Annotated in this window: 12 protein-coding genes and 1 tRNA gene; 6 read left to right on the plus strand and 7 right to left on the minus strand. The window is 66.8% G+C overall.

Features of this window, described 5'->3' with window-relative positions; genetic code table 11:
- Positions 1 to 4 precede the first annotated feature (4 nt).
- The 4 genes from D0B54_RS20375 to mauJ all read left to right on the plus strand — a co-directional run bounded on the left by D0B54_RS20375 (position 5) and on the right by mauJ (position 4,308).
- Positions 5 to 77, plus strand: a tRNA-Glu gene (locus tag D0B54_RS20375).
- A gap of 384 nt (positions 78 to 461) precedes the next feature.
- Positions 462 to 1,586 carry a slipin family protein gene (locus tag D0B54_RS20380; RefSeq protein ID WP_117295405.1) on the plus strand — a complete coding sequence of 375 codons (1,125 nt, stop codon included), beginning with the start codon at positions 462 to 464 and terminating at the stop codon, positions 1,584 to 1,586.
- A gap of 279 nt (positions 1,587 to 1,865) precedes the next feature.
- A complete protein-coding gene (locus D0B54_RS20385) occupies positions 1,866 to 3,059 on the plus strand; it encodes an RtcB family protein (protein ID WP_117293615.1) in 1,194 nt (397 codons plus the stop codon).
- 145 nt (positions 3,060 to 3,204) lie between these two features.
- Complete coding sequence (mauJ, locus tag D0B54_RS20390; protein ID WP_162932590.1) at positions 3,205 to 4,308, plus strand: methylamine utilization protein MauJ; 1,104 nt, start codon at positions 3,205 to 3,207, stop codon at positions 4,306 to 4,308.
- Positions 4,309 to 4,345: 37 nt separating this feature from the next.
- Here mauJ and D0B54_RS20395 read toward each other — a convergent pair whose 3' ends face one another.
- The 3 genes from D0B54_RS20395 to D0B54_RS20405 form a co-directional block, all read right to left on the minus strand.
- Positions 4,346 to 4,642 carry a GIY-YIG nuclease family protein gene (locus D0B54_RS20395; RefSeq protein WP_117293619.1) on the minus strand — a complete coding sequence of 99 codons (297 nt, stop codon included), beginning with the start codon at positions 4,640 to 4,642 and terminating at the stop codon, positions 4,346 to 4,348.
- 141 nt (positions 4,643 to 4,783) lie between these two features.
- Complete coding sequence (locus D0B54_RS20400; RefSeq protein ID WP_117293621.1) at positions 4,784 to 5,209, minus strand: DUF1330 domain-containing protein; 426 nt, start codon at positions 5,207 to 5,209, stop codon at positions 4,784 to 4,786.
- A gap of 4 nt (positions 5,210 to 5,213) precedes the next feature.
- Positions 5,214 to 7,076 carry an alpha/beta hydrolase family protein gene (locus D0B54_RS20405; protein WP_240433474.1) on the minus strand — a complete coding sequence of 621 codons (1,863 nt, stop codon included), beginning with the start codon at positions 7,074 to 7,076 and terminating at the stop codon, positions 5,214 to 5,216.
- Positions 7,077 to 7,275: 199 nt separating this feature from the next.
- On the opposite strand from D0B54_RS20405, the gene D0B54_RS20410 reads away from it, so the two are divergent.
- A complete protein-coding gene (locus D0B54_RS20410) occupies positions 7,276 to 8,346 on the plus strand; it encodes a TauD/TfdA family dioxygenase (RefSeq protein WP_117293623.1) in 1,071 nt (356 codons plus the stop codon).
- 61 nt (positions 8,347 to 8,407) lie between these two features.
- Positions 8,408 to 8,890, plus strand: a complete 483-nt coding sequence (locus D0B54_RS20415) for a YajQ family cyclic di-GMP-binding protein (RefSeq protein ID WP_117293625.1) — start codon at positions 8,408 to 8,410, stop codon at positions 8,888 to 8,890.
- Positions 8,891 to 8,965: 75 nt separating this feature from the next.
- Here D0B54_RS20415 and D0B54_RS20420 read toward each other — a convergent pair whose 3' ends face one another.
- The 4 genes from D0B54_RS20420 to D0B54_RS20435 all read right to left on the minus strand — a co-directional run bounded on the left by D0B54_RS20420 (position 8,966) and on the right by D0B54_RS20435 (position 13,382).
- The gene (locus D0B54_RS20420; RefSeq protein WP_117293627.1) at positions 8,966 to 9,874 is read right to left on the minus strand and encodes an alpha/beta fold hydrolase; all 909 of its coding nucleotides are present in this window, start codon (positions 9,872 to 9,874) and stop codon (positions 8,966 to 8,968) included.
- A gap of 384 nt (positions 9,875 to 10,258) precedes the next feature.
- The gene (locus tag D0B54_RS20425; RefSeq protein WP_117293629.1) at positions 10,259 to 11,164 is read right to left on the minus strand and encodes a 5'-nucleotidase; all 906 of its coding nucleotides are present in this window, start codon (positions 11,162 to 11,164) and stop codon (positions 10,259 to 10,261) included.
- 17 nt (positions 11,165 to 11,181) lie between these two features.
- The gene (locus D0B54_RS20430) at positions 11,182 to 12,306 is read right to left on the minus strand and encodes a serine/threonine-protein kinase (protein WP_117293631.1); all 1,125 of its coding nucleotides are present in this window, start codon (positions 12,304 to 12,306) and stop codon (positions 11,182 to 11,184) included.
- On the minus strand, positions 12,303 to 13,382 hold the full coding sequence (locus D0B54_RS20435; protein WP_117293633.1) for a PEGA domain-containing protein: 1,080 nt from the start codon (positions 13,380 to 13,382) through the stop codon (positions 12,303 to 12,305). Before D0B54_RS20435 ends, D0B54_RS20430 begins: the two co-directional genes overlap by 4 nt.
- Positions 13,383 to 13,563: the final 181 nt, after the last annotated feature.

The raw sequence follows: 13,563 nt of genomic DNA on the forward strand, positions 1-13,563 counted from the left end.
CCTTTGGAAGCTAGCTCATTGGATAGAGCAGGTGGTTTTCAACCATCCGGTAACGGGTTCGACTCCCGTGCTTTCGCACCAGGTCCGAAAGGACACACATCGGGGACGCCCCGTGTGTGACGGCAACACCGGCAAAGGCTCGTCCGATGCCGGCCTGTCCTCACGCAGCGGCGCGATGGCCGGGGCACTGTCTTCCGACGCGAAGGCGGCGCGGCACAAGGCTCGATCGCCATCCAGCGCAGCGGATGGCTTCATGCCGGAACCGCGCCGCCCGACCCGGGGATCGCGGTGCCTCCCCTGACACGTCGTCAGGGGTGTCCCCTTCTTATTCGCCTGCGCGAGCAGGCAAGGCTGCCGCGTTGCGGGAGACCAGAGCGATCCGCGCCAGGCCGGCGAGCGCGGTGGAGCAGCGGAGCCGGCGGAAACGAGGCCAGAAAAAAGGAGTGCCTCCCATGATGAGCATTTTTGGAATGAAGCGTATCGTCATCGGCGACGGCGAGCGTGGACTGCTGTACCGCAACCGCCGCTTCGAGCGCGTGCTGTCCCCGGGCGTGACCTGGATGTGGAGCCCGTTCGTGGCCGCCGACCTGCGCGTAGCCGACATCACCCGCCCGGAATACGAGGGCAAGGACACGGACATGCTGGTGGAGCGCCTGGGCGCGAAGCTGGAGCGCGATTTCGTGCTCGCCGACGTCGGCACCGACGAGGTCGGCCTGGTGTCGAAGAACGGCAAGCTCGAGGACGTGCTGGTCCCCGGCGCCCGCAAGCTGTACTGGAAGGGCCCGGTGTCCGTCGCCGTGCAGCGCCTGCCCTTGGGGGAGAGCCTGGAACTGGAACCGGCGGTGGCCAAGCGCCTGCGCCAGACCGGCGTGCTCGACCGCTACGCGCTGAGCACCACGGTACCGGCGGAGTCGGCGGGCCTGCTGTTCGTCGACGGCAAGCTGCAGCGCGTGCTGCAGCCGGGTGCCTACGCCTTCTGGAACTTCCAGAAGAACGTCGGCGTCGAGCTGATCGAGCTGCGCCTGCAGTCCCTGGAGGTGTCGGGCCAGGAACTGCTGACCAAGGACAAGGTCAGCCTGCGCGTGAACCTGTCGGCGACGATCCGCGTCAGCGATCCGGTGGCGGCCCGCACCAAGGTGGCGAAGTACATCGACTACCTGTACCGCGAGCTGCAGTTCGGCCTGCGCCGTTCGGTCGGCGTGAAGACGCTGGACGAACTGCTGTCGGACAAGACGGCGATGGACGGCGAGATTTTCGCCTACGTCGCCGGCCGCGTGCGCGAGCTGGGTGTCGAGCTGCTGGGCGTGGGCGTCAAGGACCTGATCCTGCCGGGTGAGATGAAGGACATCCTCAACGGCCTGGTGCAGGCCGAGAAGGCGGCCCAGGCCAATGTCATCCGCCGCCGCGAGGAGGCCAACGCGACGCGCTCGCTGCTGAACACGGCGCGCCTGATCGAAGAGAGCCCGACGCTGCTGCGCCTGAAGGAGCTGGAGGCGCTGGAGAAGGTGACCGAGAAGATCGACAAGCTGACGGTCTTCGGTGGACTGGACGGTGTGCTCAAGCAGCTGGTGACGCTGCGCCCGTAGTACTGTCGAGGGCCGCCCGCGAAGGCGGGCGGACCCTCTTTATTTGAGACCGGGGCCTGTTAACGCTACCGCGGTCGCTGCGACGGAGACCGTTTTGGTGCAGGGCAATGTCCCGATACGCGCGGTGTACTAGACGTACATAAGCGGGTCGGGACGCAGCCATGCGCCAAAACGGGCCCGCCCCTATGGGGTGCCCCGTAGGGGCATCGCGGCGATTGCGGTAGTGTTAACAGGCCCCCTTGGAGGATGCGACGCTCTGAGTGGCGCCGCAGGAACGATATGAGCATCAAGCAGGAAATCACCACCGGCAGCGTGCCGGTGAAGATCTGGACCGACGACGTCGACGAGGCCTCGCGCAAGCAGCTGGCGAACATTGCCGGCCTGCCGTTCGTGCACCACCACGTCGCCGCGATGCCGGACGTGCATCTGGGCATCGGCGCGACCGTGGGCTCGGTGATCGCGACGCGCCAGGCGATCGTGCCTGCTGCGGTGGGCGTGGACATCGGCTGCGGCATGGCCGCGGCGCGTACCACGCTGACTGCCGGGGACCTGGACGAGAAGCGTCTCAACAACGTCTTCCGCCAGATCAGCCGCGACGTGCCGGTGGGCCGCGACCAGCATCGTGGCGACCGTGCGCCGACCGAGGCGGCTGCCGCCTTCGACCCGGGCCTGAACGCGATCCTGGAGAAGCACCCGAAGCTGGAGTCGCGCAAGGACCCGAACGGCTGGATCTGTCAGCTGGGCAGCCTGGGTGGCGGCAACCACTTCATCGAACTGTGCCTGGATGAGGCCGGCCGCGTGTGGGTGATGCTGCACTCGGGTAGCCGCGGTATCGGCAACCGCATCGGCACCTACTTCATCGAGCGCGCCCGCGAGAAGGCGCTGCGCATGGACCGCCAGCTGCCGGACATCGACCTGGCCTGGCTGGACGAGGGTTCGCCGGACTTCGACGACTATGTCGAGGCGGTGGGCTGGGCGCAGGACTACGCGCGCATGAATCGCGAGGTGATGCTGGGCCTGGTGCTGGCGGCGATGCGCCGTCACCTGCGTCCGTTCGAGACCGTGGCGGAGGCGGTGAACTGCCACCACAACTACGTCTCGCGCGAGCATCACTACGAGGCCGACGTCTGGGTGACCCGCAAGGGCGCGATCCGCGCCGGCGAGGGCCAGCTGGGCATCATCCCGGGCAGCATGGGCGCCAAGAGCTTCATCGTGCGCGGCAAGGGCAACCCGGAAAGCTTCGAGTCCTGCTCGCACGGCGCCGGCCGCCGCATGAGCCGCACGCAGGCGCAGAAGAAGTACACCGCTACCGACCTGGTGCAGCAGACCGAGGGCGTGGTCTGCCGCAAGGACGCCGGCGTGGTCGACGAGATTCCGGCGGCGTACAAGGACATCGATGAAGTGATGGCCAACCAGACGGACCTGGTGGAGGTGGTGCACACGCTGAAGCAGGTGATGTGTGTGAAGGGGTGAATCGCCGCGCTTATGCGATGACTAAATGTCATCGCATGCGGCGATTCACGCCCGGCCATGGATGGCCGGGCCGGGGCTAGATCAGGAAGTGAAGTCCCGCCATGGATGGCGCCCCCGCTTTAGGCACAAGACAGGAGGAAGAAAGTTGAGTAAGAGCAGAAAGTTAAAGCTGCGAAAGCTTCGGCAGAAGAAACTTCGACAGCAAGATCGCCGGGCCAATGCATCATCTAGGACATCGAAAGGCGCTACCACAAGCACTAAGGTGTCCGTTGATCGCTTGGGGCCCTCTGGCGTGCCCGGTGTTCTATTGATTGTTCCTGAGTTTCCAGATCGGAAAATTTCTGACCAAGAAAAATTCAAGGATAAAAGCAAGCGAATGTTCAAGTTAAAGGCGCTGCTGGGGAAGCACTCCTCAAGAGAAGGAGGTATCTCCACCATCATGACTAGTGAAGATGGGGATTCATTTATCGTTGCAGGCTATGAAGACACTGCGGGCATGCTTCATACGTCCGTAGGGAAGATGATTCTGAGACACAACGCAAAGAAGGAGCTTGCGCTGGTAGAGTTCGATTGCAATTCAACCTCCATCCATGAAGCGAAGCACCTGTTCTTAAAGGCGCTTACTCCCTTTCTTGATCATCTGAGCTTCTTGGCAAACATCCCGCTACACATCGTGAGAGTGGGATGCCTAGACACAGTTCATCATATTGAATCCGTGGATTACGTTGGACCTCATGCCAATGTACAACTGAATCCACACGCCTCCTCCATGGAGGAAGAGTTGATTCCTGTGTATGCGCTATACAGGGAAGCAAAAAACAATCCAAGCTCGCTGTACAAGTTTTTGTGCTACTACAAGATTCTTGAAGGAATCTATAAGTCTTTACGACCAGCGCTCATGTCGCGTGCAAAGGATAAGGGTATTTCTATAGCGATGCACAAAGAGGTAGTGCCGAAATTGCATGACCCGCTTCCGGACCACGCTGAACTAGAGGAAAGGCAAATTAAGGAAGTTTTTAACGGCCGATTTCGTGAAGACTTTAGAAACCAGGCGGCCCACTTCCTACTAGGCGAAGGCCTCCCGTTGAATGTCAGCGACTCGGAGATCTATTCCAAGTTCTCTAGGGAGTTGCCATTGATTGAAGTGTGCGTACGCATAGCGATGGAGACACATCGCGAGTATTTGCAAGACTATCAAAAGAAAGTTGCCAGCTTTCACGCGCAGACGGTCTCATCGCCTTCCGCCTAGTGAAAAAGGGGCAGTGCTTGCGCACCGCCCCTTTTGTTTACTCCGGGCTTCGCTTGAAGTTCTTCTTCGCTGCCTGCCTTAGACCGCCGAAATCCCCGCGGATCAACGCTTCCTTCTTCAGCCGGTTCCAGCGCTTGACCTGCATCTCCGAAGCCAAGGCTTCCTCGCGGCTCGAAAACTCCTGCGAGTACACCAGCAGCAGTGGCTTTCGCGTGGCGGTATAGCCTTCGAACGTACCGGCCTCATGCTGGGCAATGCGCTGATCGAGGTTGTCCGTATGCCCGGTGTAGTAGGAGCCGTCGGCGCAGCGCAGGATGTAGAGCCAGAACGGCATGGGTGACCTTGGTGAATGTGTGAGCCCCTCGATACGCTGCGCTACTCGGGGTGAACGGGTCTTTAGAATCTTCCAGCGACCAACAGACCGTTCTCCCCGAGTGCCGCGTAGCGGTGTATCGAGGGGCTCACCATACCTCAACTAAACCCCCATCCCGCCCATCGGCGTCCTCATCACCACCAACCTCGAATCCTCCAGCGCCGCCGAGCGGTGCACCGTCTCCGCGCGGTACTCCGGGTTGGAGATCATCTGCAGGAAGGCCTGCATCGACGGATAGCGCACCAGCAGCACCTCGTCCCAGCGCTCGTCCTCGGGGCCGATGAAGCGGCCGATGCCCTCGGCCAGGAACAGCGGCTCGCCGCCGACGTCGCGCACGCGCCTTTCCGCCAGCACCGAGTAGCGCCCGTAGGCCTCGCGCCCGGTGCAGGGCGCATGGCCCGAGCCTTCCGGGTAAGCCGCCTGGCCGCGAAAGCGCAGCAGGTTGAGCATGGTCACCGGCGTGTTCATGGGAATGCCGGTGGCGATGCGCTTGATGTCGGCACCGCTGGGTTCGATCGTGCGGCTCATTGCGTCAGATTCCCTGGCGTGTGATCTGGGACGGCGACAGCAGCGGCAACTGCACCGAGCCCGCGACGTTCAGTGCCGGCACCAGCAGGTCGCGCGACCAGGTCACCGGATACTGCGCATGGAAGCCATAGACCAGCAAGGCCAGTTCGTCGCCCTCGGCCAGGCGCTCGGCGATGCCGCTCATGTCGCCGATGTGCTCACCGAAACCGCGCACCGGGGTCAGCTGGTCGTCGACCAGATCCCAGCGCGTCTCCCCGGCCTTGCGGTGGCCGATACCCAGGAACAGGATCGGGTCGCAGGCACCGATGCCCAGGGGAATCGCGCAGCTCGCCTGCTCGGCGCCGGTGAGGCCGGCGAGATTCAGCGACATCGTGGGGATGCCCGCGACGATGGCACCGCCCGCCGGGGCGGTGTACAGCGGCTGCGTCGCCAGCAGGGCCTCGCGCGCACCGTTGCCCAGCACCGCGCCGACCACGCCCAGCACCGAGTTGAGCTGCGGCGTGGAGTCGTTGATGTCGAAGCTCTGGCCGCCCTTGGGCACCGTGCGCACGCTGATGGCATCACCCTCGGCCAGGCTCAGGCAGATGTCCTTGCCGCTGGGCAGGGCCGCGTTCACGGCACCGCCCTTGCCCTGCAGCTTCTCCTCGAACCAGGCGAACTGGACATCGTCCAGCACCAGCGACCCGCAGGCGCGTGAGCCGCCGGCGTCCTGGAAGTTGGGCAGGGTCAGGGCGGTGTAGAACGGATCGAGCGCCGTCTCCAGATTGCTGCCCGGGGGCAGCGGCACGGTGGTGAGGCTCAGCGGCAGGATGTGGCCGGACTGGTGTGTCAGCAGGCGCACGTCGCCACCGCGCGCCTTGAGGCACTCGTAGTTGCCGACGCCGTCGTTGAAGTTGAACAGCGTGTCGCGGAAGCCCTGGGTGATCAGCGCATCGATCTTGGCGTAGGGACGCGGCGCGACCTCGCGCGGATCGGGCGTGGCCAGCAGGAAGTTCTGCTCGCCGGCCGGCAGGCCGTCGCAGAAGTAGGACACGCTGTGGTACTTGAAGAAGTTGCGGCCGGCATCGGTGAACTGGTTCTGCACCGCGGCATTGATCAGCGATTCGAAGATCGCCGTGTCCTGGCGCGTCTGGCCGCGGGCCAGGGTGTCGAGCAGGCCGGTCAGGATCAGCGTCGGATCGCCGCCGGTCACCACGGCCAGCAGCGGCAGCTCGGCGCTCAGCGACAGCAGCAGGCCGTAGCCCGACTTCACGACGTTGCCGGAGTTGAGCGCGTACATCAGGTCGTGCGGGGTGATGTCGGGCGCAATCACGCGCAGGCGCTGCTGGGGGTCGGCGCCGGCCAGCAGGAACTGGTACATGCCGCCGTAGGAGCCGCTGTAGCTGCCCACCACCATGCGGCCGTCGCCGTGGCGGCGCAGGCCCTCGAGGTTCTCGGCCCAGTCGAGGATGCCGATCAGGTCCTGGCCCTCGAAGTCCGGCGACATCACGCGCACCTGGCCGCTGGACTCGCCATTGCCGCGCTCGTCGATCGAGATCACGTAGTAGCCGGCGTCGCGCAGGCGCTGCTGGAAGCCGCTGGGGGTGATGTTGCGGCTGCCGCCGTAGCCGTGGCCATGCAGCACCAGGGGATAGGTCTTGCCCTTCTCCATGTGCGTCGGCTCCATCACCTGGATCACCGCCACGTCGCCGGTCTTGGCCACCGCGACCTCCTGGCGATAGACCGTGCCGTCGCGGCTCTCGGTCACCGGGTGGGTGGTACGGCCGCTGCCGCCCCCAGAACCGCTGCCGCTGACCTCGTCGCTGGAGTTGCAGGCCGACAGGCACAGGATTGCCAGCCCCAGCAGGGCGCTTCGCATCGCTTTCATGGTCCTCTCCTCAGAGGGACGGCTCTGCCCGTGGGCGGCCGTTCTGTTCGTGAATATCCGATGACGGGTATACGCGTCGGAAAGGGCCTTTGTCCATGCCCAGGCAGGGGATGGGGTCCGCCGGGCGGGTATGGATTTCCCTGACAGGGACCGGCCCTTACAGGCCATAATCCGGTCATCTTTTGGCCAAGGATGAGCCGTGTACAAGTCGCTCAGAGCCCAGACCCTGCATTACTTCGCCCGCCCCCACACCGGGATGCCCGACGGCCCGGTGGATTCGCCGGCGGACTGGCGCGGCGCGGCCATGCGCCAGCGCAGCGACTGGCAGTACCGCTTCAGCCCGGCCGACATCGAGGAATGCCGTGCCGCGGTGCGCCATGCCGAGGCCAGCGGCAAGACCATGGCCGGGATGACCCGGGCAGACTTCCCCTTGCCCGGCCTGGCCGCCCACATCGACATCTGGCGCCACGACATCCGCCATGGCCGCGGCTTCGTGCTGCTGCGCGGCCTGCCGGTGGAGCAGTGGACCGAGGCGCAGAGCGCGCTGTTCTACTGGGGTTTCGGCCACCATCTGGGCCTGCCCGGGGCACAGAACCCCCAGGGCGACCTGCTGGGCCACGTGCGCGACCAGCGCACCGGTGGCGACATCCGCTACTACCGCACCAACAAGGCCCTGGCGCCGCATTGCGACACTGCCGACGTGGTCGGCCTGCTGTGCCTGAAGACCGCGAAAAGCGGCGGCCTGTCGCGCATCGCCAGTTCGGTGGCGGTGTACAACGAGCTGCTGCGACGCAAGCCGCGGCTGGTGCCGCGGCTGTTCGAACCGATGTGGTTCGACACCAAGGGCGAAGGCGGCATCCCCGCCTACCCCATCGCGCCCTGCCGCCATGCCGACGGCGAGCTGCGCAGCTTCTGGCAGAGCGACTACTACCGCAGCGTCGAGCACATCCCCCACGTGCCGAAGCTGACCGCCGCCGAGCACGAACTGCTCGACGCCTACGACGCCATCGCCGGCGATCCTGAGTTCTGCCTGGACATGGACCTGCAGCCGGGCGACATCCAGCTGATCTCCAATCACACGATCCTGCACGCCCGCACCGGCTTCGAGGACTGGCCCGACCCGGACCAGCGCCGCCACCTGCTGCGCCTGTGGCTGACCCTGCCGGCAGACCTGCCGCTGCGGCTGAAGCTGCTGCGCGGCCTCAGCTGGGCGCGCGTCACCGCCACCGCGGCGCGCGAGCTGCTGCGCGCCCAGCGCAGCCCCGCCTGAGGCACTGGCGCAAGACGCCCGGCTTGCCGATACTGCCGCGCCCCATCGCCCGAGCCCGCCCATGCCCTCCTTCGATATCGTCTCCGAAGTCGACACGCACGAACTGACCAATGCCCTGGACCAGGCGCGGCGCGACCTGGACAACCGCTACGACCTGCGCGGCACCAATGCCCGCATCGAGCAGGAGGAATTCGTCGTCACGCTGTTCGCCGGCAACGAGTTCCAGCTCAAGCAGCTGCTGGAGATCCTGCACCGCCGCCTCGCCGCCCGGCACATCGACCTGCGCAGCGTCGAGTCCGGCAAGATCGAGACCAACCTCGCCGAGGCGCGCCAGAAGGTCACGATCAAGCAGGGCATCGAGCAGGCCCAGGCCAAGAAGATCGTCACGAAGATCAAGGAGTCCAAGATCAAGGTGGACACCCAGATCACCGGCGACAAGCTGCGCGTGATCGGCAAGAAGCGCGACGACCTGCAGGCGGTGATCGCGATGCTGCGCGCGGCCGATACCGAGCTGCCGCTGCAGTATGAGAATTTCCGGGATTGAGAAAAAGCTTGCCTACGCAGGAGCGAGCAAGCTCGCTCCTGCCCGGCCAGATTCAGCTCCGAAATCCCCTCAGGACTAAGCCGCCCGCGCGGCGTTCGCGCTGATCAGTTCCGCCCAGCGCGGCATCAGCGGCAGCGCGAAGTCATGCCCCATGCCGGGGATCAGTTCCAGCTTCGCATTGCGGATCAGCCGGGCACTGCGCTGGCCGCAGGCCGGCCGCAGCAGCGGGTCGGCCAGGCCATGCACCACCTGCGTGGGCGCGGTGATCCGCGACAGCAGCGGCTCGATGCTGCCGGTGGCGACGATGGCGTGGGCCTGTCGCGCGTGGCCCACCGGGCGGAAGGCGCGGTCGTAGGCGCGGCCGACCAGGCGGGTGCGATATTCCAGCGGCGTCGGGAAGCCGGGGCTGCCGACACGGCACAGCATCGCGGTCGAACGGCGGATCACGGCCTCGCGCGTGCGCGGCTTGGGGCCGATGCCGGCCATGCGCCACAGCACGTCGAAGCGCGCCGAGGGCAGGCGCGGGTCGTTGGTGCTGGACATGATCGAGCTCAGGCTCAGCACGCGCTCCGGGTAACGGCCGGCGACGATCTGGCTGATCATGCCGCCCATGGAAACACCCACCAGGTGCGCGCGCGGGATTTTCAGCGCATCGAGCAGGCCGACGACGTCGTCGGCCATGTCGTGCAGGTCGTAGTTGGCCTCGGCCGGCAGGCCCAGGCGGCTGCGCACCCAGTCACGCGGCACGCGGATGCTGAGGCCGCGATCAGCGTCGCCGGAAAGCCCGGCGTCGCGGTTGTCGAAGCGGAGCAGGCGGAAACCGCGCTGCACCAGGCGCTCGCAGAGATCGTCGGGCCAGTGGATGAGCTGTCCGCCCAGTCCCATGACCAGTAGCATCGGTTCGCCGTTTTGCGGTCCCGCCTGCTCCCAACTCAGTTGCAGCCCATTGACGCAGGCGCTGCCGGCGGACCAGCAAAGTTTCATTACCGCTTTGTGTCCTTATCGTGAATATTTGATGACGGACACAAAAATAGCAGGCTTGCGGCGATTTGTTGTTACAGCGGACCAGCGGTGCCTGCAGCACCGCGGACGGTGACAGGCCCTAGGGCCTGTCATCCATTCCCTGATCGCTGCGATGCCCCCGTATTTGCCGCCAGGCAAGGCGCGAGGAGGTCGCTTATCGGGAATAAGAGACTGACGAGCAACACAGCATGGCGGCAAAGACGGGGGCACCCGGAGGGCGGGGCCGCCTGGGCGCAGGGCGTCGCCCCGTGTCGCTGATGTACATTCAGTACACGGCGCGCCCCGGGGCATAGCCCTGCACCCAGGCGGCCTCCGTCGCAGCGACCAGGGAAGGGATGACAGGCCCTAGCGCAGGTTCACGACGCCGGCCGAAACATGTCCGGTGGGCCCGGCCAGCGCCGCCGACTCGCAGTGCGTGATCTGGTCGTCGAAGAAGAAGTCGGGCCCGAACTCGCGCAGGAACGGCCCCTTGGCGAGGCCGCCGAGGAACATCGCCTCGTCGATCGCGATGCCCCAGTCCATCAGCGTGCGGATTGCACGCTCGTGCGCCGGGGCGCTGCGCGCGGTGACCAGGGCGGTACGCAGGCGGATCGGCACCGCTTCGGTAGAGGCTGCCTGCAGGCGCTGCAGGGCCACCAGCAGCGGCTTGAACGGCCCCGCCGGCAGCGGCCGCGCGGCATGCGTGCGCTCGTGGTTCTGGAAAGCGTCCAGCCCGTCGGCCTGGAACACGCGCTCGGCTTCGTCGGAGAACAGCACCGCGTCGCCGTCGAAGGCGATGCGCAGCTCTCCCGGATGACGGTCGGCCTCGACCACGGAGGTGCTGAACACCCGCGCCGCCGGGAAGCCGGCATTGAGCGCGGCGGCCACGTCCTCGTCGTGGGCCGACAGGAACAGCTGCGCGCCCAGCGGCTTGAGGTAGTGCCAGGGCGGCTGGCCGCGGGTGAAGACGCCGCGCTCCAGGCTCAGGCCGGCGGCCTTGGCGGAGCGGAACACGCGCAGGCCGGAGACCGGGTCGTTGCGCGACAGGATCACCACTTCGACGCGGTGCTGGCCGTCGCCGTTGAAGGCCAGCAGCTTGCGCGCCAGCGGGAAGGCCACGCCGGCGCGCGCCGGCTCATCCAGGCGCTCGAGCTGCAGGCGCGTATAGGCCGCGTCGCCCTGCTCGTCGAACAGGCGGTTCTCTTCCTCGAAGTCGAACAGGGCGCGCGAGGACAGCGCCACCACCAGCTTGTTGTCGAGCGTGACGCCCATGGTTGGGGAGAACCGGTTCAGGACATCAGGGCGGCGGCGGCCATCAGGCCGGCACCGAGCACCACCGCGGCCAGGCGCAGGTCCTTGTCGCGCAGCAGCGCCTGCAGGGTCCCCGGTGGCGGTGGCGGCGGCCCCAGGCCGCTGCGCGCGGCAGGATCCTGGGCAACGCAGCGGAACAGCGCAGTGACGGAATCGAACTCCGGTGCCAGCGGCCAGTAGGCCGACACGTCGGTGAGCGCGCCGGCAACGGTGGCGACGCTTGCTGCGGCGACCGGCACGGCATCGACCAGTTGCAGCGGCTCGGAACCCCGCCGCAGCGTCGCCAGGCAGTTGCGCAGGTCCGTGGCCAGTTCGCGGGCGCTCTGGTAGCGCGCGGCGGCGGACTTGGCCAGCGCGCGGTCGACGATCTGGTCCAGCGCCTCCGGCACGTCCTGCAATACCTGGCTCAGCGAGGGGTGCGCGGCCACGGCGATGTTGCGCCACAGCTGCTTGGTGTCGGGACCGTCGAAGGCCGGGCGGCCACTGAGCATTTCGTAGATCACCGCGCCCAGCGAGAAGATGTCCGTGCGCTGGTCGGTGGGCCGGCCGAGGACCTGCTCCGGCGACATGTAGCGCGGCGTGCCGAACAGCATGCCGCGCGGCGCCTGGCCCTGCGGCTGGCGCAGGCTGGCGATGCCGAAGTCCATGATCTTGGCGTGACCGCTCCCCGACAGCATGATGTTGGCGGGCTTGATGTCGCGGTGCTCGACGCCGTGATCGTGCGCGAAAGCCAGGCCCTCGGCGATTTCGGCGGCCAGCGTCAGCGCCTCGCGCAGCGACAGCCGCGACTGGGTCAGGCGCTGGCGCAGGTCGATTCCGGGCAGCAGTTCCATCGCCATGTAGGCGAAGTCACCCTCGCGGCCGAAGTCGAAGACCGTGACGATGGCCGGATGGCTGAGCCGCGCCGCCGCCCGTGCCTCCAGGGAGAAGCGCGCCTCGTAGCTCTCGCGCTGCGTCGCGTCCCCGGGCAGCAGGATGGTCTTGATCGCGACGGTGCGCTCCAGCAGCGGATCGCGCGCCTCGTAGACGATACCCATGGCACCGCGGCCCAGCTCGCGCTCGACCTGGTAGCGGCCCAGCTGCGTAATCGGCTGGTCGCTCATCGCTTGCCCTTCTTCTTGGCCTTGGGGGACGGCGGCGGTGCCGGCGGCGGCCCTTCGAAGGTGTAGCGCACCCGCAGGTGCTGGGCCGGCTTGGGCGAGATCGTCACCGACAGCGGCGGATAGGTGAGGTACTTCACCTCCAGCAGGTGATCGCCGGCAGCCAGCTGCAGCTGCTCCAGCCCGGGGATCTGCCCCTGCGAGACGCCGTCGACAAAGACCTCGCCGCCGGGCTGGATGTCGAACATCAGGACCGCCGGCGGCGCGAAGTCATGGCTGATCCGCAGCCGCTGGCCATGCTCCAGCTGCACCGTCTGCCGCAGCGGCTCCTGGTCGGCATAGCGCACCACGATGCGATGACTGCCCGGCTTGAGCTCCAGCTGCGTCAGCGGCGGCGAGGCCCCGACGCGTTCGCCGTCGATGCTGACCTGGCCGCTGGGCTTGATGTCGAATTCCAGCACCGGCGGTTTCAGGTTCAGCTGGCGCCCGGCCAGTGCCAGGGCCACCAGGCCGAGTGCACTCACGGCGGCGATCGACAGCAAACCGCGCCGGCGCTGTGCCGGCGTGCGCGGACCGGGCGTGTAGAGCTCCATCCGGCCGCTTTCCCCAGGCAGTGCCCCGGCCTTCACCAGCAGCGCGCTGCGGCTGGGAGTCCGGGCCGCCAGCGCGTCACGGAAGGCCTGGGTGATGCGCACCTCGCCCAGCGGCGAATAGGCCGCGGCCGTACCCGCGGCGATGATGCTGTCGCCGACCATCCCGACGACGGTCCCGCCCTGCGCGACCGGCAGGGTCGGGCCGTGGTCCAGGCCCAGCTGCAGCGGCAGCCCGACGGCGTTCTCCAGGCAGCGTCCGGCTGCGTCCAGTGCGCCCTCCGGATGGTCCAGCACCACCACGATCAAGCCGTCGGAAGCGTTCAGGACCAGGCGGTCCGGCAGGTTCAGCCCCTGCAGCGCCCGGCTGGCGCAGGCCACCAGCAGCGACCGCAGGCGCGCCTGTTCGGCCGCCGGCAGTGCCGCGTATTCGGCCAGACGCAAGTACAGCACGCTGGCCATCGTAGGTGACAGGCTGGAGTCGTTCATGGACCGCGGTGGAATCCCCTTGGGGTGATTCTAGCGGCAGTGGCGCCCGCAGGCAGCGGCAATTTGCATGACGGCCGAATCTGTCCTCAATGACGGACGCCCCTCGTCGGAAATCCCGCCGTCGCGGGCGCCGCCCCCGCTAAACTGGCCCGATGCAACAACACCTCCCCCTCGTCCGCGC

Source organism: Solimonas sp. K1W22B-7, assembly GCF_003428335.1.
In the GTDB taxonomy this organism is placed as follows: Bacteria; Pseudomonadota; Gammaproteobacteria; order Nevskiales; family Nevskiaceae; genus Solimonas_A.